The organism is Aminipila luticellarii, assembly GCF_004103735.1.
Lineage (GTDB): Bacteria > Bacillota > Clostridia > Peptostreptococcales > Anaerovoracaceae > Aminipila > Aminipila luticellarii.
Genome location: NZ_CP035281.1, coordinates 2326595 through 2349297 on the forward strand (window position 1 = coordinate 2326595; position 22703 = coordinate 2349297).

General features: G+C 42.8%; 18 protein-coding genes. 4 read left to right on the forward strand and 14 right to left on the reverse strand.

Annotated features, from left to right (window positions below; translation table 11 throughout):
* Positions 1-6: 6 nt before the first annotated feature.
* From pepV to EQM06_RS10825, 4 genes are all read right to left on the reverse strand, one after another.
* Positions 7-1473, reverse strand: coding sequence for a dipeptidase PepV (gene pepV, locus EQM06_RS10810; RefSeq protein WP_164914439.1), 1467 nt, complete (start codon positions 1471-1473; stop codon positions 7-9).
* Entirely contained in the window at positions 1451-2683 is a 1233-nt protein-coding gene (locus tag EQM06_RS10815) for a CapA family protein (RefSeq protein ID WP_128746451.1), read from the reverse strand. Before EQM06_RS10815 ends, pepV begins: the two co-directional genes overlap by 23 nt.
* A 9-nt stretch (positions 2684-2692) precedes the next feature.
* Positions 2693-2914, reverse strand: coding sequence for a NifU family protein (locus EQM06_RS10820; protein WP_128746452.1), 222 nt, complete (start codon positions 2912-2914; stop codon positions 2693-2695).
* Positions 2915-3057: 143 nt separating this feature from the next.
* Complete coding sequence (locus EQM06_RS10825) at positions 3058-4308, reverse strand: ABC transporter substrate-binding protein (RefSeq protein WP_128746453.1); 1251 nt, start codon at positions 4306-4308, stop codon at positions 3058-3060.
* Between the two features lie 284 nt (positions 4309-4592).
* Here EQM06_RS10825 and EQM06_RS10830 point away from each other — a divergent pair, with 284 nt between their 5' ends.
* A complete protein-coding gene (locus EQM06_RS10830) occupies positions 4593-5138 on the forward strand; it encodes a rubredoxin-like domain-containing protein (protein ID WP_128746857.1) in 546 nt (181 codons plus the stop codon).
* Positions 5139-5220: 82 nt separating this feature from the next.
* Here EQM06_RS10830 and EQM06_RS10835 read toward each other — a convergent pair whose 3' ends face one another.
* A complete protein-coding gene (locus EQM06_RS10835) occupies positions 5221-8139 on the reverse strand; it encodes a diguanylate cyclase (RefSeq protein ID WP_164914440.1) in 2919 nt (972 codons plus the stop codon).
* Complete coding sequence (locus EQM06_RS10840) at positions 8090-9790, reverse strand: methyl-accepting chemotaxis protein (protein ID WP_128746455.1); 1701 nt, start codon at positions 9788-9790, stop codon at positions 8090-8092. Before EQM06_RS10840 ends, EQM06_RS10835 begins: the two co-directional genes overlap by 50 nt.
* A gap of 199 nt (positions 9791-9989) precedes the next feature.
* On the opposite strand from EQM06_RS10840, the gene EQM06_RS10845 reads away from it, so the two are divergent.
* Positions 9990-10331 carry a helix-turn-helix domain-containing protein gene (locus EQM06_RS10845; protein ID WP_128746456.1) on the forward strand — a complete coding sequence of 114 codons (342 nt, stop codon included), beginning with the start codon at positions 9990-9992 and terminating at the stop codon, positions 10329-10331.
* Between the two features lie 195 nt (positions 10332-10526).
* Positions 10527-10931, forward strand: a complete 405-nt coding sequence (locus EQM06_RS10850; protein ID WP_128746457.1) for a bacteriohemerythrin — start codon at positions 10527-10529, stop codon at positions 10929-10931.
* A 101-nt stretch (positions 10932-11032) separates the two neighbouring features.
* Here EQM06_RS10850 and EQM06_RS10855 read toward each other — a convergent pair whose 3' ends face one another.
* The 5 genes from EQM06_RS10855 to EQM06_RS10875 form a co-directional block, all read right to left on the reverse strand.
* Positions 11033-13000: an ABC transporter permease gene (locus tag EQM06_RS10855; RefSeq protein WP_128746458.1), complete on the reverse strand. Its 1968-nt coding sequence runs from the start codon at positions 12998-13000 to the stop codon at positions 11033-11035.
* Entirely contained in the window at positions 12993-13760 is a 768-nt protein-coding gene (locus EQM06_RS10860; RefSeq protein WP_128746459.1) for an ABC transporter ATP-binding protein, read from the reverse strand. Before EQM06_RS10860 ends, EQM06_RS10855 begins: the two co-directional genes overlap by 8 nt.
* Positions 13761-13883: 123 nt before the next feature.
* Positions 13884-14900 (reverse strand): sensor histidine kinase, encoded by a 1017-nt coding sequence (locus EQM06_RS10865; protein ID WP_128746460.1) that lies wholly within the window; start codon positions 14898-14900, stop codon positions 13884-13886.
* Positions 14897-15568, reverse strand: a complete 672-nt coding sequence (locus EQM06_RS10870; protein WP_128746461.1) for a response regulator transcription factor — start codon at positions 15566-15568, stop codon at positions 14897-14899. The genes EQM06_RS10865 and EQM06_RS10870 overlap by 4 nt, the downstream gene beginning before the upstream one ends.
* 15 nt (positions 15569-15583) lie before the next feature.
* Positions 15584-16510, reverse strand: coding sequence for a DMT family transporter (locus EQM06_RS10875; protein ID WP_164914441.1), 927 nt, complete (start codon positions 16508-16510; stop codon positions 15584-15586).
* Positions 16511-16790: 280 nt separating this feature from the next.
* Between EQM06_RS10875 and EQM06_RS10880 the strand changes: the two genes are divergently transcribed.
* Positions 16791-17888: an alanine racemase gene (locus EQM06_RS10880; RefSeq protein ID WP_128746463.1), complete on the forward strand. Its 1098-nt coding sequence runs from the start codon at positions 16791-16793 to the stop codon at positions 17886-17888.
* 91 nt (positions 17889-17979) lie between these two features.
* Here EQM06_RS10880 and EQM06_RS10885 read toward each other — a convergent pair whose 3' ends face one another.
* The 3 genes from EQM06_RS10885 to EQM06_RS10895 form a co-directional block, all read right to left on the reverse strand.
* On the reverse strand, positions 17980-19743 hold the full coding sequence (locus EQM06_RS10885; protein ID WP_128746464.1) for an AMP-dependent synthetase/ligase: 1764 nt from the start codon (positions 19741-19743) through the stop codon (positions 17980-17982).
* A gap of 8 nt (positions 19744-19751) precedes the next feature.
* Positions 19752-21482, reverse strand: coding sequence for an AMP-dependent synthetase/ligase (locus EQM06_RS10890; protein WP_128746465.1), 1731 nt, complete (start codon positions 21480-21482; stop codon positions 19752-19754).
* 286 nt (positions 21483-21768) lie between these two features.
* Complete coding sequence (locus EQM06_RS10895) at positions 21769-22689, reverse strand: DMT family transporter (RefSeq protein ID WP_164914442.1); 921 nt, start codon at positions 22687-22689, stop codon at positions 21769-21771.
* Positions 22690-22703: the final 14 nt, after the last annotated feature.

Genomic DNA, 22703 nt, shown 5'->3' on the forward strand with positions numbered 1-22703 from the left:
ATACACTCAGTGTGTTAATCTGTAAATAGCATCTGCAAAAATTTTCGCATTTAAAATCAGTTTATCTATTTCGATATATTCATTTCGCTGGTGAGACGGATCCGGATCCCCCGGAAAAATGCTTCCAAATGCCACAATATTTTTTGCTGCCCTGGCATAGGTTCCTCCGCCTATAACGATAGGCTCTCTTTCCGTATCTCCTGTATGCTCCCCGTAGATTTCCATCAGGGTCTTAATCATCGGATTATCCGCCGGCATATAAATAGGAAGCTGATTTTTTATTTTAATAATGCCCATATTATATTTATTTATCACGGGCATTAACGCACCGTACACCGCATCATCGGTAAGGGTAACGGGATACCTTATATTTAGAGTGAGTATGACGGCTTCTCCTTCCAGATCGACCTTGCCCACATTCAATACCAATTTTCCGGAAGGCTCATCGGAAAGATCGCAGCCAAGGGCCGCTCCATCCGTTTCATATCCGATATACTGGTTATAGAATCCAACGAATTCATTGACATCATCATTGATTATGTCAAGCTCTCCCAAAAAATCCATCAGAAGGGAAATCGCATTGACTCCGCACTCCGGCGTAGCTCCGTGAGCTGAAATACCCTGCGCCACAATTTCTAAACTTTTCCCCACACCTTTGCAGTTCAATCTGGCTCCATAGGCGATCTGCCCCTTCTCCGAACATTTTTCATTTCTATAGCGGGCCGCCAATTCTTTTACTTTATCATAGGCTTCCATCTTATCCGCCCGTATGACGGCTCTGGCGTAATCTGCCACTGAATTTGCGGCAGTACCGCCGGTAAGACTTCTGAGTTCAATGCCCTTTCCGGTAGTCTTTCCGATTTTTTTAGCCAGTTGAAAAACTAAAATTCCCATTTCTCCGTGAATAGCCGGATACTCTGCATCCGGTGTGAATCCAAAATCCGGTGCCTTCACCTTGGATAGGTAATAATGCATCCCTTTCCAATTCGTCTCTTCATCCAGCCCCAAAATAAGTCTCACTTTTTTCTCCGGCATGTACCCGCTATCCTTAAGAGCCTTCATCGCATAATACGCTGCCACCACGGGGCCTTTGTTATCAATAGCCCCTCTGCCATAAATTTTACCATCTGCAACAACTCCGCCATAGGGTTCGTACTCCCAGTCCGAACCCTCCGGAACCACGTCCAAGTGGCCGATAATTCCCATAACTTCATCGCTGGTTCCGGTGATCTGCCCGTTTTCATCGAGAAAATATCCGCCAAATTCAATATGCCCGCCATAATTATCCGCGTTTTCCGTATCGAACCCATCCGCTTCGGCCTTCTTTAGTATGTAATCAAAAGCTTCGGCTATGCCCTTTCCAAAGGGTGCGTCAGCAGTGGGCTTCTCTTCCGCACTTTTAATGGAGATAAGCTCCTGAAGAGTCTTCACTATTTCTTCTTTTGATTCTTCAATCCTTTTTAAGTAATCCATTTGCATCCTCCAATGCCGCTTCTGCCCTGGATAAATGTCCGGAGGCTTTCAGCGTTTCATTCTTTTGCAGGTTATCATCTAAAGGAATAATTTCATAGATAGGCTTGCTCCCCGTTGTATATTTTTCGACCCAGGTCGGTATTGCGCTCATTTTTATGTCTGTAATTTTGCCCTGTGATTTCAGATATTTTAAATGCACTTTAGCAAGGATACCCTCTTCAGTATATCGGTTGTCAAGGGTCTCTATTCTCTGATTTGAAATAAAGTTCCCCATACTGAAAAATACAGGAATCTCTTTACCGTCCTTCTGACTTTTCAGATATTCCATTTCTTGCAGCACATGAGGATGCGATGCAAAAATCATGTCCACATTCATATGATCCGCACTTTGCTGCGCTATATATCGCTGCCACCGATTCGCGGAAGTCTGATACTCTTCTCCCCAATGGTAATAAAGTATGACAATTTCAGCACCATCTGTTCTTGCCTCGTCGCAGGTCCTTTTTATCTGCTCTAAATCCTGATCAAGCGTCTGATAACTGAACGAATTAATAAGCTCTGCATTTTCGGAAGAGATCACCCTCCCATTTATTCCTGTACCGGTTCCGCTTACAGGGGTTTCATAGGTATAAGGCACGACGGCTACCTTGACCCCCTTCACTTCAATCATGGCATACCGTTTTTCCTGTGGATCGAGGCGGCTTCCGGCTGTAAGAAATCCCTTATTCCTAAGGACTTCAACCGTTCTTTTCAACCCGTATCCTCCCCTGTCCATCATGTGATTGTTGGAGGTGATAGCCACATCAAACCCGGCATCTTTCAAAGCATCTGCCAGCTCATCGGGAGCACAGAAGTCCGGGTAACCCGAATAGGGTGCTCCTGCAAAGGTCGTCTCCACATTACACAGAGCCAGATCCGCCTGACTAATATAATCTTTTACATATCTATAATTGTTTGTATAATCGTACTTCTTCGTACTTGAATCGTATTGACTCGCTAACTGAGATCTATGCACCATGACATCCCCTACGCACAGGATATTTAAATCAATAGGCTGCTCCGGCTGCTGAGGAACGGGGTTCTCAGACGGTGCGACTCCATTACTGCATCCACTAAAAAGCAGTGGAAATGCGATCAGGCACCCCACTGCAATGAAAGCCGTTATCAGAAGCGCTGTAAATCGATTTTTTCTTTCAGCGTTTTCTATCATTTTTTCTTACTAAACGTTTTCTACGCCTGCGATTTCAGGATAAGATTCTTTTAAAAGCCTTTCAACCACAGCTTTTAATGTCATCGTTGCACCCGGACAGCCTGCGCAATGTCCCTGTAATTTTACTTTAACGACATTTTCTGGGGTAAGTTCAACAAACTCAATATCTCCTCCGTCTCTCTGCAAGAAAGGTCGGATATTTTCTAAAGCTTCTTTAATTTTTTCTTCCATTGTAATTCTCCTTTTTCTACTTTTTATTATTTTACCACAAAAACCTTGGTTTCAATAGTAAATATTTCGCACGCTTTTATACAATTTTTGTATAAAAGCTGCAAAGTCCTATCACCAATGTGGTCAGAACTTTCATGAACCGATTAATATAAGCTGACAATGGCAGGTTCCATGGTGTAAACGGATATGGCCTGTCCAGCCGTGATTTTTTTCACTACCACGGATTTTATCGGATCTCCGTTCATGTCAAAAGTAATGGTTCCTGAGGCTCCAGGAAACTCTCTGGTATTGGCAATGGTTTTGCGGAGAGCTTCTCCGTCCAGAGCCGTACCTGTTTTGTTCAGGGAATCCACCGCAATCATATATGCATCAAATCCAAGAGCTGCCGCACTTTCCGGAACGGCATCCTGCCCATATTTAGCCTTGTACGCTTTCTTAAAATTGTCAGACATAATCGTCGTATTCGTATTGGGATCGAATATGGTGGAGAAAGAGACATTCTCGGCAGCCTCTTTTCCCGCCAGTTCTACCAGTTTAGATGAGTCCCACTGATCTGTCCCCAGAAATAGGGCGGTGACTCCCATTTTTCTGGCTTCTTTTAAAATCTTAGCCGCTTCCTCCAGCTTAACCGGTAAAAAGACCACCTGGGCACCTGATTCTTTTATCTTTTGAAGATCCTCCTTCACCTGTTCCTTCCGGTCTTCTTCATAATCGCAGGAAACCACCACTGCATTGGCATTTCCCGTCATTTGTATCAATTTATCCGAGAAGGTCTGCGAAACAGCTATAGCATAATCATCATTCTCCGGCCTCATGATCGCCGCTGTATTGACCTTTAAGGCTTCTACCGCATACTTTGCCAGCGCGACTCCCTGAAAGGAATCCAGCAGACAAACCCTAAAATAAAAAGGGTTGTAGCTTGTTACCAACGGATTCGTATTGGTTATAGCTATAGCGGGCAGCTTCGCCTTTTCAAAAGTCTTTACTGCCGCCAGCGAATTGACGCTTCCATAGCTGCCAAGCACAATAGAGACCCGTTTGTCTACCATCTCCTGTGCTACGCTCTCCGCAACATTCATATCGGATTTATTATCTCCGTAGACCAGTTCGATTTCTTTTCCCAACGCTTGCGGGAACATGGCGTGAGCCAGTTCGATTCCCCGGATCTCCATCGCCCCCATCTCTTTATCTTTTCCGCTAAGCGGTTCAAAGACGCCGATTCGTACCGTTGCCTCCGGTTCCCCCTTTTTATCTATAAAAGCGCCCTTAAAATTATCAAAAGTGGCACACCCTGTCAGATTAAAGACAAGCACCATAACGGTTGCAAGGAATGCGATTCTCTTCACCCTTCTGCGTCTGCTGCATCCTTCTGATTTATAAAACATTTCAGCCATATCTGTTCTCCCTTTTCCCTTGCAATATTGCTATTCATATTTTTAAATCATATCAAATTATCTGCTTTTTTTCAAGTCGTTTGAGACCGGGCGGTCATTCCTTTTTTGTTCCGCCATTTCCGCTTTCTTTATTTCAAAATTTCAAAAAATCATGTTTAATCTATTATTTTATAGGTATAAATGAGTTATAATGAATACATAACGTATCACTTCAATCGGTCTTTTAAACCAGTCGTATATGGAGTGATTACATAGTAAAAAATAATTAGAAATTGGAGGATGGAATTATGAAATGGACTTGTTCAGTTTGCGGTTATACTTATGAGGGTGCTGAGGCTCCGGAAAAATGTCCGCAGTGCGGGGTAGGCGCAGATAAATTCATCAAAGCAGATGAAGGTGCGAAAGAATGGGCTGACCAGCATGTAGTCGGAGTTGCTAAGGGTGTCGATCCTGAAATTATCGAAGGCTTGAGAGCAAACTTCACAGGAGAATGTTCAGAAGTGGGCATGTACCTTGCAATGGCAAGAGTTGCTCATAGAGAAGGCTATCCTGAAATTGGCCTTTATTGGGAAAAAGCAGCTTGGGAAGAAGCCGAGCATGCAGCGAAGTTTGCCGAACTTCTAGGTGAAGTTGTGACGGACTCAACAAAGAAAAATCTTGAAATGAGAATTGAAGCTGAAAACGGTGCCTGCGCAGGTAAGAAAGAGCTTGCTGCAATGGCTAAGAAGCAGAACCTTGACGCAATCCACGATACCGTTCATGAAATGGCGAAGGATGAAGCTAGACACGGTTGTGCATTTGAAGGACTTTACAACAGATACTTTAAATAGACTGTACTTTACTAAAAGGTTATGGGAAAAATACCATAACCTTTTTTACTCTTAAAATCTAAAATTTATTAATATGTGTTTTTTATGTATCTCTTGCTCCGTTCTTTGACAGTCCAACTGGTACAGGTATGTATTTTTCTTCATATTCCACGACGGGGATTGGTTTGCTGAATAAATACCCCTGTGCCTGATTACAGCCGTTTTGCCTTAAAAGGTGAAATTGTTCTTCCGTTTCCACACCTTCTGCAACGACACCGATATTCATTTTACGGCAGATAGCCACAATGGATTCAATGACCAGCTGTGCTTTTTGATTGGTTGCAATGCTGTCCACGAGTACCTTATCCAGCTTTAACTCATCAAAATTAGCTAAGGAGAACAATGAAAGATTGGCGAAATCCACGCCAAAATCATCTATGGAAATAAAGAAACCAGCAGCACGGATACTGTCGATCAAGGAAAGAAGATTCATGCCCTCCACACTCTTGACGCTTTCAGTCACCTCGAGAACGATCCATTTTTTCTCAATGCAATATCTGTCAAACACCTGTTGTAATCGCAAAAGAAAATCCTGCTCAGCCAGTGTATACCTGGAAAAATTAACAGATATGGGTACAACATTCCTGCCCTGATTGATCCACTGGGCGAGCATGGCACAGGTGCGGTCAAATACAAAAAAGTCCAGCAAACTAATAAGCTTGGCATCCTCCAGCACAGGCAGAAATTGCACGGGTGGAATGACTGTCCCATCCTCTTGCCTGTAGCGTATCAGTGCTTCAGCACCACTCAGAATGCGATTGGCAAAGGAGACCTTGGGCTGTAAATAAATGAGAAAATGTCCTTCCTCAAGGCTTTTTTTCAGTATACCGGGCTCTGTCAAGTGAAATACGTTATCGTTATAATATCGGTAGCGGTCTCCTGGGAGACTTTTGCGGTAATATCTCTTTTTGTCCTCGTACATCCATGCTTCGGCTTCATGAATCAAGCTCCGGATATCTTCCCCCTGTTCTTCCCAGTGATATCCAATCGCCGCATGACAATTCTGGGAGACGGCATAATGCATCTTGAAGGTTCGCACTTGTTGTTCAAACCGCTCCTGGGGAATATCTCTGCAAATCACAACAAACTCATCGCCACTCATACGGTAGGAAATACCTGATGAAAACGTCCTTTTGATTTTTTCGGCATATCCGGCTAGAATTTGATCGCCATAGGCATGGCCAAAGGTGTCGTTGAGCCGTTTCATTTCATTCATGGATATGTATACGGCTCCCGTATTCGATACATCTTTAAAAGCGGAAATATCCCGCAAATAGCGGTTTCTATTGCAAAGTCCTGTCAAAGAGTCCTCAAAACTCAGTTTCTCCAAAAGGGTTTCATAACCAACTCGCCGCATAGTGGACATCAAAGAATAGCGCAGCGAAAGCAGCAGCGGCGCAATGCTTTGAGCCTTCTCCGGGGATGGATTTTCCACGCCCCAAATTCCCAGCAGCCTTCCATTCTGCTCCAACGGAATAAATATGGCACTTTTGATCTCTTGTTTGTGAAAGGCTTGATACAGCTCCATATCAAAGGGCTGAATCTGCTCCATGCTTTCTATGACAATACATTCTTTGTTGCCAAACAATGACCACAACTGATAGAAGTCGGACAAGTTTACCTTTTGCACGCGCGATCCCGGCGGAAACTGCGGCATGCACCATTGATTTGTCAAAACCAGAGCATCCCCGGACAGAGAAAAAAAATAGGCCCTGTCTGCACCGGAATATTCCCCCGCCCGACGGAGAGCATTCTCCATTGCCTCCTCCAAAGTTTTCGCCTGATAAAGCATGTCCATACATTCCCGAATGACTTGCTCTGATTCCAGAAGATTTTTGAAGGCCTGGCGTTCTTCCTCTATCTCAGTAATATCCGCCACTGACGCACCGACGTTTCCATTGCTGCTGCTCGCTGTAAAGCAAGGGTGGGCAAAGGGCTTGGCATCTTCTTTGCCCGCCTCCAGACGCTCCACGGCAATCTGGTTCCGCCCCTCCTGCTTGGCCTGATACATAGCATTGTCCGCACTGCGGATCAAAAGTTCAATGACCGGCGGATCAGTAGGAATTGTGCTGGACACACCAATGCTGACAGTGAAACGGAAGTCAGGATACTCCTCAAACCGTATCATTCGCACCTGCTCCATAACCCGGGATGCTACAAGCTGTGCCGCATCACCATCCGCGTCGGCGAGAAGGAGAAGAAATTCTTCTCCTCCGTAGCGGCAGTTCACATCGCTGTTTCGCAGACAATTTTCAAGCGTCCCCGAAAGTCTGCTCAAAACGGCATCACCAAATATATGGCCATACTGGTCATTGATCTGCTTAAAATAATCAATGTCAATAAAAAGTAGGGATATGGATGTGCCCTGTCGATGGCTGTTTTCATAAATAGTGTTGGCCCGTTCAAAAAACGCATGTCGGTTCAATGCACCGGTCAGCTTATCGGTCGTGGCCATACGCAGCAATGCATCCTCATGCTGCTCAAGATCGGCTATATTCCTTTGATCCTGCGCCTTGAGCTTACCCACAAGAAAGATGATGGAGGCCATCGCCAGAATAATGGTGGCAACTTTGTATCCTCCAACGGGATCCCGAGTCTTGATTAAAAAAAAGTAAAAAGCATACGCCATAGACGTCGCACCACTGAGAGCACCGCTTATATACCCATCGGAATAAGTAAAATAGACAATTGGTATAATCAGGATAATCATCGGATTAGGAACATTCAAACTGTACACGGTCAAGATGAAAAGAATCATCAGAGGAACGCTCAGCAGCCTCTGAATCCAAGTACTCTGTTTTTTCATAGATACGCCTCCTTCCGCCGAGAATGCAATCCTGCATAGTCCCAGTACACTGTACGCCGTCACTCCGCTTCTATCAGAACCGTCGTGCAGATAGCAATTTGATTCTTTAAAGCTGGCCTTTTCCTTCCCACAGCTTGAATTTTTCGACTTCTTCACGCAGCGTGATAGCCTGTCCCGACATCTCTTCGCTGGTAGCCGAGTTTTCCTCAGCTGTAGCGGCATTGGTCTGCACCACGGCGGAAATCTGAGAGAGACCAATTTTAATCTGCTCGATGGCACCAGTTTGATGCGTAGATGCCTGTTCAATTTTGGTAAAGCTCTCCACTACCTTCTCTGCATTTGCACCCGTATCCTGTAACTGCTCTGCTGTCTGCGCGGTGACTTGAGTTCCCCGTTCTACCGCGGCCACAGATGCCGCAATCAAAGCGGCGGTTTGGTGAGCGGCCTCTCCGGATTTTACGGCAAGATTGCGCACCTCATCCGCTACAACGGCAAACCCTTTTCCGGCATTTCCGGCACGGGCAGCTTCAATGGCGGCATTCAGTGCAAGAATATTGGTCTGGAAAGCAATATCCTCAATAACTTTTGTAATATTTGCAATCTGATTGGAAGAAGAACTGATTTCATCCATTGCCCCAGAGAGCTGCTGCATATATTCGTTGCTGGCGCTCACCCCTGTACCGGCCTGTTCAATGTACCCGGCTGCAAGACCTATGGTGGACAGATTTCCTTGGGCTTCTTCAGCAACCTGGGTAATGGAAGCGTTCAGTTCTTCCACGGTAGCCGCCTGTTCGGTAGCCCCGCTAGCCAGAGCCTGCGCGCCGCTGGACACCTGTTCAGAGCCAATGGCCACCTGATTGGAAGCTGTGTTAATATTTGTCATAGTGTCGCTAAGTGTCGAAACCGTGTCTTCAATGGTCTGCTTTAGAACCACATAATCTCCGGGATACTCCAAATCCACTTTAATTCTCAAATCCCCCTGAGATATCTTCGTGAATTTTTCAATAACATCATCAACAATTGCTCCTTGCATCGCATTGGTTTTTTTGATAAGCATTACCATCTGCCCTAGTTCATCCCGGCTTTCATATCGGATAGGAGCTTTCATATTTCCCTTAGCCATTTCACCATAGGCCCCCACAATCTGATTGACAGGAACGAGGATGGATTTTCTTATGATGGTTATCAATAGCACAGCCAGTGCGACGGCTACAGCACCGCACACTGTAAGTGATATCAAAGCAAACCGAACTGCAGCTTTTGCTTCCTGCTCTTGGTGAACGGCTCGCTCATCTGCGGTTTTCGTAAATCCAACTAAAATTTCTGTTGCCTGATCTGCAATAGGCAAGTAGCTATTTTCAACCATTTCCTTTGCCTGTTGGATATTCGCTGCTGTGGGGTTTTTCATCAACTCGGCTGTTTTCAGCCTTATTTGCGCGGATTCACTCCATAGTTTTCGCAGCTTCGCAATCTGTGCATCTCGGCTTGTGTCTCTTTGATTGGCCGCATATTTGTCAAGTTCACTCGTGCGCGTATCACAATCCTGCTGAGCTGTTTCAAACAATTCCGCGATTTTCTGGCTGTCGGTCTCATCAAAGGCTCGAAAGATATCTCGTTGTATAGCCACGTCATTACGCCTAAGCATCCAAATGCTCGTGCTGTTTGGCAACGTATACTTTGCATAGGAATGAATTTGTTCATTAATGCTATTGACGCTTAAAATTGCTATTCCGATGGTTATCAGTAGCATGACCAAGATGGTACCGAACCCAATGAAAAGTTTTTTGCTGATTGATATGTTTTTCATGTTGATTTCCTCCAATATTTTATAATTGTGCTTGACGGCTTCATTTGATACAAGCTGCCATAATTTATCGTTATTCCAAGTTTCGTCAATAGCGAATATATTTACTTTCAATTATATAGAATTAACTTTTTTTCGTCAATGCAGAATACATTAACTTTCGTCTGTTAATTATAATAAATAGTGGACGGAGGTGAACAACTTGACAGAGATTCAACTCAAAAATATGGCTCAGCGGATTAAAGCCCGCCGCAAAGAACTGGGTTTTACGCAGGAGAGTTTTTGTGAAGCTATCGATTTATCCGCAAGTTCCTATACAAAAATTGAAAATGCGTTTCAAAAACCAGCACTTGATACGTTGATCAGAATAGCCGATATGCTCCATTTGTCATTAGATTACATCGTTTTCGGCTCGGAGGAACGCAGGCCAAAAGAAGTTCTCGATACAGATATCCTTAAGGTGTTGCTGGAATCCACTGATAGCGATACGTTGAAGAGTGCAAGTGCATTTCTTGCACAAGCTGCAAAAATCAAGAAGCAGTAAACGTTCTGATTGCAGATTCACAGGAACCTGCAATCAGAAACATGTGAAGTGAAATTATTTAAAATACGCTGTTTATGGCAAACCTGTCCGGGTATATAAATTAAGCAGGATAAATAGTAAATTGTCCCTTGATATGAAGATTTTACATGGGTATAATGAAAACAAACGATGATACATAAAAGGAGAGTAGGAATTATGAAATACGAATGGACCAGTGATTTAGAAACAGGAAACAGCACCATCGACGAACAGCACAAGCAGTTGATTACTGCAATCAACGACCTTCTGGATGCCTGTTCACAGGGAAAAGGCAGAGATGTTCTGACAAAGACAACTACATTTTTATACGATTATACCGCGAAGCATTTTGCAGATGAAGAAAAGCTTCAGCTGGCAAGCCAGTATCCGGATTATGCAAATCACAAGCAATATCACGAAGGCTTCAAAAAAGTGGTACGCGAAATCATGGATCAGTTGGAAAAAGAGGGTCCTTCTCTCGTACTGGTAAGTAAAGTCAACACAAGTATCGCTGGCTGGCTTATTAACCACATAAAAAAAGAAGACGTAAAGGTTGCCGCTCATATTCGTTCAAAAGCATAAAATTACTACTAAACCGTCCGCAGTCTGATCGGTTGCCCTTAAGCAGCACATCATTCAGCGGACGGTTTTTGTTTTTTGATTCTAAAGATATATGACTGTTGTTATCGGACTATTTTATAATAAGCTTTTGCCGTCAGTCCGTACACGATTCCATAGATGATCCCGAAAATCACAACAGTGACCAGGGTGCAAGTTAAAAATAAATGTATATCGGTCAGTCTGAACAATGCCAGCATTTTTGTAATCATATTAAAAGCTCCGGCTACATGTATGATAGCGACCAAAAGCGGCAGGAAAAATACCGTAAGCATCTGGCTTTTGATGGATGCTCTCACTTCCTTTGGCGTCAATCCAACTTTTTGCATAATCTGAAAACGCATTCTGTCTTCATAGCCCTCCGAAACCTGCTTGTAATAAATAATCAAAACCGTGGCCATGATGAATAATACGCCTAAGAAGCCGCCGACAAACAGGAGTCCCCCGAATACTGCCATAGAATCCTGCTCCATATCAGCCTTTGTCGCTACATACGCATTCATATTCTGCTCTTCTATATTCTTTTTAATCTTTTCCAGAAAAGCTTTTCCCTCTTCTGCGTTCTCCTGATAATCAAACCCGCTATAGCACCTTAAACGCCCCTCGAAAGAGTAGGTCTCATTAATTTTTTGCTGTACCTGGTCAAAGATCTTTTGGTCTGAAAGTATCACATAAACCTTTTTACTGTTTTCTGACATACTGATATTTTCAAATGGGAAGTTCTCCAACTGCGACTTCACACGAAACTGGTGATCTAATACATCCAGACTGTCTTCATTATAAATTCCGTCTGAATAGACTAAAACTTCATCCTCTGCCAGCTTCCAATCCGACCTTTCGGCACTGTTGTAGTCTGCCAGTGTCATAAAGATCAACTCATAAGCCCTCTCTCCGCTGCTCTTATCCTGTCCCGAAAAACGACTCCCATCTCTCACAGAATCATACGTATAGTAATTAAACACGGTCATATTTTTCGCTTGTTTTATGCCTTCAGACTGGCTCTTTTGAATAATATCAAAAATTTGAGATTTTGTATTTACCGCAACGTCATGAGCAATAATTTGGACGTCTCTGGGATAAGCACTTTCTACCACGCGGCTCTGCCCGGAATACAGACATACGGTCGTAGACAGAGTTACTAATACCATCGTGGATAAAATGCAGATATTGGCCAGACCTACGGCATTTTTCTTCATACGATAGATCATACCGGATGTTCCGATAAAATGCTTTGTCTTGTAATAATAATTTTTATTCCTTCTTAAAAGCTTTAAAACCGCAATGCTCCCAGCTGTAAACAGTGCATAGGTTCCTATGATGACCAGAATAACAGCTACAAAGAACAGCGTCAGCGCACTTAACGGCGACTGAATGGTCAATGCAATGCCATATCCTGCCCCAAGTGTGATAACGCCCGCTATAGCGAGAAGCCCTTTTGTTTTCGGTTCTTTCTCCCCTGCATTGGCACTTTGAAGAAGCTCTACCGGCTTTGCCAGCCGTATCTGGCGGATATTGGACAGCAGCATGGCAAAGAAAATCAACCCAAACAAAACGATTGCCGTTGCAACTGCTTTTTTTTCAACTGAAAAAGCAATCGGTATCTCACAATCCATCATTTTAAGAAGAATCAAAAATATAAATTTACTGATGACCGCACCGCTGATCAAGCCTGTTACGATGTTTATTCCATATAAAAGAATGGTTTCAAAAAACAGGATGATTCCAATATGTCTTTTGCCCATACCAAGTACATTGTAAATTCCCAACTCCTTTTTACGCTGCTTCATCAGAAAATTATTCGTATAAAATAAAAATATGCATGCAAACATTCCTATGATAAAACAGCCAAAGTTCAAGATGGCTCTTAAGGTCTCTCCCCCTCTGATCATGGACAATCCATTGCTTTCTGCTATAGCCTCCAACATGTAGAACATTGCTATGGTTCCTGTGGAAGCCAAACAAAATGGCAAATACATCCGGCTGTTTTTTTTCATGTTTGACCATGCCATATTTACATAAAATAGCTTATTCACTTATATTACCCCCCGCCGCGATGACAACCAATGCATTCGATATTTTTTCATACAGCTCTTCATTGGACATTCCTGCTCTGTAAATCTGATGAAATACTCGCCCGTCTTTGATGAAAATAACTCGGCTGGCATGGCTTGCCGCTTTCGTGCTGTGCGTGACCATTAAAATGGTCTGCCCGCTTTTGTTAATATCCGAAAACAAGTCTAATAAATGATCAGAGGCTTTTGAATCCAAAGCTCCCGTAGGTTCGTCCGCCAAAATAAGCTGCGGGTTCGTAATCAAGGCTCGTGCAACAGCGGCACGCTGTTTCTGGCCTCCGGACACCTCATACGGGTATTTCTTCAGCAGCCCTGAAATCTCCAATTTATCTGCAATCGGCAAAATACGCTCCTGCATTTCCCGATACGGCATTTTTGCCAAGACCAGCGGCAAAAAAATATTGTCCTCCAGAGAGAAGGTATCTAATAAATTGAAATCCTGAAACACAAATCCCAGGTTTGCTCTTCTGAATTCAGCGATATTGGCCTCTTTTATAACAGCAAGGCTCTTCCCGTTCAGCAGAACTTCTCCGCTGGTGGGTCGATCCAACGCCGCTAAAATGTTCAGTAAGGTGGTTTTACCTGATCCGGACTCCCCCATGATTGCTACATATTCTCCCCTTTCCACGGAGAAATTTACATCAGATAAAGCTTGTACCTGATTTCCTCCAAAGCGTGTGGAATATATTTTTTTTAAATTTTTCACTTCTAATAGTGCCATTTTTGTTCCTCCCATTTCTATACTATCCCTTTTGTAATTTTATGATAATAAAAAAACGAAACCTCTGCCATAGATTTCGCTTACAATTTTCCATGAAACCTTTCAATTTTGTAAGGTACCGTCTTATTCCGGATCCATTCTTTTCATGTACAGCTCCAAAAAAACCTTGGTTCCTTTTCCTTCTTCCGATTCAATCCTTATCCTGTGGGATAGATTGTCCATCACTTTTTTACATAAATATAAGCCCAGCCCACTGGCCTTTTTATCCATACGGCCATTATATCCGGTAAAGCCCTGCTCAAAAACTCTCGGCAGATCCTCCCCGCTTATTCCGATCCCATTGTCCTCTATTACCAGTGTTTTCTCGGCATTCTGCGCCATGTAGATGTTAATCGTTCCCCTTTTGGTGTATTTCAATGCATTGGACAAAATCTGTTCCAGTACAAAGCTCAACCATTTCTCGTCTGTAAGCACGTTTACATTTATATCCTGCATTTGCAGGGTTATTTTATTATAGATAAATACAGTCGCATATTTTTTTACCGCCTGTTTTACGATCTTCCCCAGATCATATTCTGCCAGCACTAAATCAGAACTCATGCTACCCATTCTCAGGTATTGCAGAACCATTTCCACGTATTTTTCTATTTTAAAAAGCTCCAATTTCATCTGAGTGGAGGTATCCCCTTTCTCTGCTTGGAGAATCAGGCTCATAGCCGTTATGGGCGTTTTGATCTGGTGCGCCCAAAGGGTATAATAATCTACCATATCCTTACTTTCCGCCAGAAAAGCAGATTCCTGTTTTTTCATCTCCGTAAACAGCTCCCTAAGCAGGTTTTGATAATCGGATTCCATTAAAGACGTGCATTCCGGCAGATTTTCCAGGTTAAAGGTAATCTGATTTTTTAATTCTGTCAGCCGAAGGTGCTTTTTGCAGGCCTTATAAAATGCATCTGCCATAAAAATAATTCCCAGAAAGGCACAGACTTCCGCACCGTAAAGCACTACCTCCGCCTGAACTGATTGCAGTATGAAGAGCACTCCGAAAATGCAGCAAAAAATCAAATATAAAATAACCCTTTTTATATTTTCTTTTACAAATCCTTTGGCAGCCATGCGTATTTCATACTTTGTATTCATTCAATCATATACCCGATTCCTTTCTTGGTTTTGATATAATCCTCTAAGCCTATTTCCTCCAGCTTTTTTCTTAGTCTGGTAATATTTACAGTTAAAGTATTATCGTCAACAAAATTTTCATCCTCCCAAAGCCTTGTCATGAGGCAGTCTCTGGAAACAACCTTTCCCGCACTTTCAAAAAGCACCTGCAAAAGACGGAAATCATTTTTTGTCAGCTCTATTTTTTTATCTTCATGGCTTAATGTGGCATTCCCTAAGTTCAATACTGCACCATTATATTCAATTATATTCGCATGCCCCTGAAAAGAGTAAGTCCGCCTTATAATGGCCTGTATTTTAGCGGTCAATACATTCAAATCAAAAGGCTTGACGATAAAATCATCCCCTCCCATATTCATGGCCATAACGATATTCAAATTATCTCCGGCAGAGGATACAAATACAATGGGAACGGATGAGATCTGGCGAATCTCTCTGCACCAGTGATATCCGTTAAAAAACGGCAAGGTCACATCCATCAATATAAGCTGCGGTTCATAAGAGGTAAACTCAGCGAGTACTTCCTTGAAATTTTCTATATACCTTACCTCAAAGCCCCAATTGCTCAAATGTTCTTGCACCGACCTTGCTATAACAAAGTCGTCCTCTATAATCAATACCCTGTACATACATCCTCCCCCAACTTACTCTACGTCTTTTGCATCAACAGATATTTTATTCGCCATATAGATTCCTGCTATAACCAAAATAATTCCTGCACCTTGCAGCATATTCAAATTTTCTCCCAAAATAAATACTCCGCACAGGACCGTCAGGACCGTGGTGACGCTGGCAAAAGTAGTGGTCCTCGTGGCACCTATATATTTTATGGAAGCATTCATACAGCAAAAAGAAATGACGGAACAGCCTATTCCTAAATATAAGGTTGTCAGCATAAATTGCAGATTATGTACAGGAAGTGTCAGCCAGATTCTTACTGTCCCATCAGCAATATGCTCCGCGGCAGCTGCCAGATCAAACGCCAGTGCTCCCATAACGGCCATTATATATGTTTTTTCTATGCTGCTGTATTCCGCCGCCTTGTCTGACAGAATTGAAAATATTGCCGCCGAAAAAACGGCTAAGACAAGTGCTGAATAACCGATCATGCTAAACGACACCCCTACTCCTTTGCAGGCCACCATTAATACGATACCCGCTACGGAAATCACTACACCCCCTATCTGCAATTTGCTGGGAACCGTTTTTAAAAAATAAATGGATAAAATCAACGTGACAATTGGAATCATGGCTATGAATATCCCGCTTTCAGATGCGGTCGTAAACTTAATCCCCACGGTTTCCCCTATAAAATATAAAATCGGCTGAAAAACAGCTAACAGGACTAACGGCTTTATATTTTTACCTTTTAAGTGAATCGGAAAAATTTTCATTGCAATCAATAAGGTCATCGCGACCATTCCTGTTGTAAACCGCCAGCTGAGCAGAGTCAATGGAGAAAAATCGGCCGTGATCTGTTTTGTTAGAATTACGCTGAATCCCCATATTATCTGTGCACATAATGAAAATGTAATCCCTTTAATAGAATTACTCTTTTCTAATTTCTTCAAGTCCTCTTGTTCACACATTCCAGTCACACTGACACCTTTCGCATATATTGGATTTAACTGTTGTAATTACTCTATATCCAAAGAAAACAAGTGTCAAGCAAAGAGATTGACATTTAAGGAAAATCTAATAAATTCAATAAACTATGCAAAAATTATCCTATAAATCTGCTTTTATTGGAAAAAAGAATATGGTATGATTGTTTTAATAAATTGCTCCTTATTCGTAAGGGACAATGAATGTTTCTGCTGATATTTTATAAAAGAATAGGAGGAATTTTAAATGAATGCAAACGGAGCAAGATATCCTCAACTGGAGGTAGATTTAAAAAAATTCAGGCACAATATTGATTCCATGGTCAAACTGTGTCAGGAACAAGGCATTGAGGTGGCCGGTGTTATAAAGGGGTTTCATGCCATACCGGAAATGGTAAAGGAATTTGACAACTCAAATTGTAAATATATCGCCACTTCACGAATGGAGCAGATTATAGATTCCAAGGAAATAGGCTGTAAAAAACCGTTTTTCCTGATCCGTATTCCAATGCTCAGTGAAATTGAAGACCTTGTAAAATATGCAGAATACAGCTTGAACAGTGAACAGGTTGTACTGGATCAGATTAATACGGAGTGCCGGAAGCAGGGCAAGCGGCACGGAGTAGTTCTTATGGCCGATTTAGGTGATTTAAGAGAAGGCTTCTGGAATGTGGAAGAAATGGTCAAAACAGCAAATTATGTAGAAACCCAGTTAGAAAATGTTGACTTGATGGGTATAGGGACAAATCTGGGATGCTATGGTTCCATAAAAGCCACCCCTGAAAAAATGAACGACTTGATTGCCATCGCCGAAAAAATTGAAGCGGTCATCGGAAGAAAGCTGGAAATTATCTCCGGAGGTGCTACCACTTCTGCCCCTATGGTATTCGATAAAACCATGCCAAAGAGGATCAATCATCTGAGAATAGGGGAAGGCATCATACTCGCTCACGACTATGAAGCACTTTTTGGTGTAAAAGCAGATTTCTTGAATCAGGACGTATTTACTTTAAAAGCAGAGGTCGTAGAGGTAAAGGATAAACCGAGCTATCCGGTAGGAGAGTTGTCCTTTGATGCATTCGGCCATGCCCAGACTTACGTGGACAGAGGAATCCGTAGAAGAGCGCTTGTCGCTTTAGGAAAAGTAGATTTTGGAGATCCGGATATGCTGATCCCTCGAAACGACAAACTCGAAATCTTAGGAGCCAGCAGTGACCATCTGATTCTTGATATTGAAAACTGCAAGGATGAGATACACGTAGGAGACATCATTGAATTCGATCTTTGCTACGCCACCATGGTATATGCCACAAGCTCTAAGAATATCCATATCGTCACGAAATAATAAAAATAATGGGAGCATAAAAACTTCCCATCAAAAAACTCTGGCTTGACTTTCTATCAACTCCAGAGTTTTTTATTATATCTTCTTATTTTTATTGCTTGTTAGCCTCCACAAAGCGTTTGATTTTTTTTGAAGTGTTTTTCTCAAATTCTTCTTTACGAAGGACGATCCGTTTGATCTTTTTAAAATAAGGCGATGTCTCGTTTATTTTATCCACCTCATTCCAGAGAAGCTCTTCTACCATGTCATCCGTATATCCTTCGCCCAGACACTGAGTCACCTCTTCTTCATCCACTCGAATGGATGCCGCAATAATCGTATCCGTGCCATCCTCGGATTCCTTATCATACACCAGAGATTCCAATACATACGGAATATTGCTCAAATAATATTCCAGCTCTTCCGGATACACATTTTTACCGTTCTTAGTAATGATTACGTTTTTCTTTCTGCCCGTTATATAAGCATATCCTTCGGAGTCCATGTACCCCAGATCTCCCGTATGGAACCATCCGTCTTTGAGAACCTCGGCAGTGGCCTGCGGCATGTTATAATATCCCAGCATGACATTGCCGCCTTTCAGGCAGATCTCACCGATTTCCTCTTCATTGAGGTCTACCACCTTCATATCAAAATTAGGCAGAGCTCTCCCAATGGAAGCCGATTTAGCCGCCTTGTCCGGATTCAGCGCACCGATCGGAGCACATTCCGTCAGTCCGTAGCCTTGCAGGGCCATGATTCCAAAGTCTCTTATTCCATCGAGGATTTCAGGATTAATAGCCGCCCCTCCGCAGATCATGAGCCGCATCCTGCCTCCGAAAACTTCCCTTATGTCCTTTAAAAAGAGAGTTCCTAAATCCAAGCCCATCTTTTTGGTTGCCCGATTGATCTTAATGATCCTTCTTAACAGGGATTCCTTCCCCTGTTTTCTGACGTTCTGCCATATTTTCCGATATAGGTTCTCAAATAAAATAGGCACGCCTAAGAACACCGTCGGCTTTATCTCGGACAGATTCTTGGTAATGTATTTCAGCCCCTCGCAGTAAGCAATAGCCGCCCCCTTATACAGCGGAAGTAAAAATCCGCAGGTACATTCATACGTGTGGTGAACAGGCAGTACGGAAAAGAAAATATCTTCCGATCGGATTTCCAGTACGGTAGGCGCAGACATCAGATCATCTGCTATATTCCGGTGGCACAGCATAACTCCCTTCGACACCCCTGTTGTACCGGAGGTAAATAATAAAATGCTCAGCTTTTCCGGGTCAATCTGCGCACTGGTAAACTCCTCATTTCCTTGTCGGATGGCTTCTTGTCCCTCTTCTACGAGCTGTCTGAAAGAAAGTGCGCCGCTTCGGACGTTTTCTTTTCCAAAAGTCACCACCATCTTGAGTATCGTCTCTCCGCTGGCCTGCATTTCCTTAAAAATCTTGCCAAATTTAGCATCACAAAGCACACAGCTTACCTCGGCATTGACCACCAGCTGCATCAGCTCATTGGCATTGAGTTCTTTGTCCAAAGGCACCACGGTTCCGGTTCCGCAGACAGCTGCCAAATAGGAGATCGCCCATTCATAACCGTTTTCTCCGATGACTGCAATCCGTTTATCCTTGAACCCTCTTGCGATTAGTGCTGTGCCCAGCGCATTCACATCGGTCAGAGTCTTTGCATAAGTAATGCTTTCATAATCTCCGCCCTTAACCTTCTTGACCCAAAACGCCGTATTTTCCTTATACAGTTCAACGCTTGAATTCAGCATCTGCTTGATGTCACTGATAGGCCGGCTTTTCTTATATCGGATATGGGGATCTTTATTCTCATTTATATTCTTTATAAATTCTTCAGCGTGCAGCATCTTAGCTCCTATTCTTCTATATTGGATTGATTAAATCTCTTAATCTTTCTGGTAGTCGTCTTTTCAAATTCATTCTCCCGTATACCAAAGCGTTTCACCCTTTTATACAAAGGCATCTGTTCGTTCAGCCTGTCTATTTCCTGTTTCACAAACTTTCTCAGATCCCCCGTAGAAAGTTCTCCGGCGGCTTCTTTTATTGCCTCTCTATCCAGATAAACTTCCGCTTTTACCACAGTATCCCCCGATTTTTCGTCCAGAATACCATGTACTAAAGCCTCTTCAATAAATTCACTTTGCGTTAAATAAAATTCTACTTCCTCCGGGAAAATATTCTTTCCGTTTTTCGTAACGATTACACTCTTTTTTCTTCCGCAAACGTACAGGAATCCATCCTTATCAAAATATCCGTAATCTCCGGTATGAAGCCAGCCGTCTATAAGGACTTGCTCGGTTTCTTCCGGATTGTTATAGTATCCGATCATAACGGAGTCACCTCTGCAAATAATTTCACCGACTCCAGTTTTATCCGCATCAATAATTTTAATCTCTGTGCCCGGCATAGGAAGTCCCACAGCTGCCGGCTTACTGTACCGATCTTTATTAACAGCTATGATGGGGGCGTTTTCCGTCATTCCGTATCCTTGGATCATTGGAATGCCTAATGCCTGAAAATTTTCTATAACACTTGGGTCAATAGCAGCACCGCCCGCTATAAATAAGTTCATATGATTTCCCATAGCATTATGTACATCTTTAAACATCTTTTTTACAATTTTGGGATGATTATAAAGCTTCAGCGTTTTGGATACGGCCATCATTTTCTTCATAGCGGACAGCTTTCCGGAAGCCTGAGCCTGTTTGAGAATTTTTTTATACATAGACTCAAACACTAAAGGCACCCCCAGCATAACCCCTGCCGGCGCTTCCTGCATATTTTTCAAAATATGTTTCAGCCCTTCGCAAATAGCGACCGTCATTCCCTGATAGATTCCCGTAAAGATATGGCAGGTCAGCTCATAGGAATGGTGCATCGGCAGAACGGAAAGCCCAAAGTCCTCGTAAGGAATGGATACATACTTAGACATATTATACACATTAGCACTTATGTTCTTATGGGAAAGCATGACCCCTTTTGCCAGTCCTGTCGTCCCCGATGTGAACAGAAGAGAGCACATAGCCTCCCGATCGATTTCGGCATCTATAAAGCTTCGATCTCCCTGTGCGATCAGCTGGCATCCCTGCTCAATCAAGTCATCCAGATTATATACGCCGGATTCCTCGGCTTTCTCCATGCATATTCTGTAGGAAATTGGCTGAGCCAGCAAGGTCATGGTATCTGCCATAATTTTTTCCATCTTCTTGGAATAAACGATGGTGCTCACTTCCGCCCTTTCAATCAAATTAGCCATTTCCCGAGGCGGCAGTTCTCTGTCCAGCGGCACGATAACACCTGTACCGTTTGTGGCGGCCAGATAAGTTACAATCCATTTGTAGCTGTTTTCTCCAACCACTGCGATCTTCTTTCCCTTAAGACCCATCTCAATAAACTTTGTGCCCAGCGCATCAATATCTTCTTTAAATTTTCTATATTTTATAGGGGTATATTCTCCGCCCGGAATCTGTTTGACCAGATACGCATCCTTTTCAGAAAACAGTTCCGCACTGGAATCGACCATATCTTTTAAATCGCTTATTTCTCTAAACTCATATAAAACATCTTTATATTTTTTATCGTTCATTACGTCCCCCTACTTAGTCAAAAGCATCTTTTCTAATATGTTTGAAGCCTGTTTTACTACCTCTTACATTTTTTCCCTTTCAAACACATCTATCCTACAATTGTATCATATTTTTTATTGGGTTACTATTTTTTTATTATGTCGAATATTTTATATTGTGTCCAGTTTCAAAGAAAAGAATAAAAAGTCTTTGGATCGATCCAAGTACTGAAAAAATCCATATACCAGAGTATGCTCCATCTGATATATGGATTTGAAATATCTTAGTTCCTGCGCTTACCTTCCCTTATGCAGAGTCCAGCTTTTTCTGTTCTTCTGCTTCTTGAAGTCTGCTGACCTGGTCATTCCATATGCACCACAAAGTAATGGCAGTGATGACAATAACCGCCCCAATCAAAGCAAAAAATCCCGGTGCTTCTCCATTAAACAAAAACACCCACACTGGATTCAGAAGCGGCTCGATCGCCCCAATTAAGTTGCACGACAAAGCGGATCCATTTTTCATAGCCAATCCAAACAGCACATAGGGAATGCCCAACTGAAATATTCCCAAGGCAAGAATGCTGAATAGAGCCGGGGTGGTTATAGCTGTCTCCGTAAAAATCAATGCCGGCATTCCAATCACCGCCGTAAAGATCTGGCCTAAGAAAATTCCAGTCATGCGCGTCTCCTCATCCACCTCGCCTACAATCAGATAGGAACACGCCACCATCAGCCCGGTAAACATGCCAAAACCATTTCCAAGCATCCCCCCCGGTGTCAAATGGTCCAAAAAGAATAAAGAGATCCCCGCCAGGGTGGCTGTGACCGTAATCAAATCTCCCCTCCTGCATTTTTTGTGCAGAAAAACAGCAGATAAGATCAAAATAAATACCGGTGACGTGAATTGAAGAACAATAGCATTCGCTGCGGTAGTCAATTTATTGGCAATAACAAAGCTCAAAAAAACACCGCTTAAAAAAGCTCCTGACACAAATGCCTGTTTCACAAATTTCATCTGAATTTTTTTATGACGGATATATGTATATACAATAATGGCTGCAATCAGGCTGCGAGCCCCGGCAATAGCAAAGGCATTCCACGGAAGCAGCTTAATAAAAATCCCCCCGATGCTCCATAGGGCGGCACATACCGCCATGTAAAAAATGGATTGTCTCCGTTCTGCTTTTGTCGGTGCCGGCTTCGGTGCCGACGATGTTGTTTCCATATTAAAAATGCCTC

Bases quoted from the DNA above. Each gene is read 5' to 3' on its own strand.
- EQM06_RS10860 (WP_128746459.1), bottom strand. From the start codon at position 13,760: ATGGCACTATTAGAAGTGAAAAATTTAAAAAAAATATATTCCACACGC.
- EQM06_RS10870 (WP_128746461.1), bottom strand. From the start codon at position 15,568: ATGTACAGGGTATTGATTATAGAGGACGACTTTGTTATAGCAAGGTCG.
- EQM06_RS10840 (WP_128746455.1), bottom strand. From the start codon at position 9,790: ATGAAAAACATATCAATCAGCAAAAAACTTTTCATTGGGTTCGGTACC.
- EQM06_RS10865 (WP_128746460.1), bottom strand. From the start codon at position 14,900: ATGAATACAAAGTATGAAATACGCATGGCTGCCAAAGGATTTGTAAAA.
- EQM06_RS10880 (WP_128746463.1), top strand. From the start codon at position 16,791: ATGAATGCAAACGGAGCAAGATATCCTCAACTGGAGGTAGATTTAAAA.
- EQM06_RS10850 (WP_128746457.1), top strand. From the start codon at position 10,527: ATGAAATACGAATGGACCAGTGATTTAGAAACAGGAAACAGCACCATC.
- EQM06_RS10895 (WP_164914442.1), bottom strand. From the start codon at position 22,689: ATGGAAACAACATCGTCGGCACCGAAGCCGGCACCGACAAAAGCAGAA.
- EQM06_RS10885 (WP_128746464.1), bottom strand. From the start codon at position 19,743: ATGCTGCACGCTGAAGAATTTATAAAGAATATAAATGAGAATAAAGAT.
- EQM06_RS10825 (WP_128746453.1), bottom strand. From the start codon at position 4,308: ATGGCTGAAATGTTTTATAAATCAGAAGGATGCAGCAGACGCAGAAGG.
- EQM06_RS10815 (WP_128746451.1), bottom strand. From the start codon at position 2,683: ATGATAGAAAACGCTGAAAGAAAAAATCGATTTACAGCGCTTCTGATA.
- EQM06_RS10820 (WP_128746452.1), bottom strand. From the start codon at position 2,914: ATGGAAGAAAAAATTAAAGAAGCTTTAGAAAATATCCGACCTTTCTTG.
- EQM06_RS10890 (WP_128746465.1), bottom strand. From the start codon at position 21,482: ATGAACGATAAAAAATATAAAGATGTTTTATATGAGTTTAGAGAAATA.
- pepV (WP_164914439.1), bottom strand. From the start codon at position 1,473: ATGGATTACTTAAAAAGGATTGAAGAATCAAAAGAAGAAATAGTGAAG.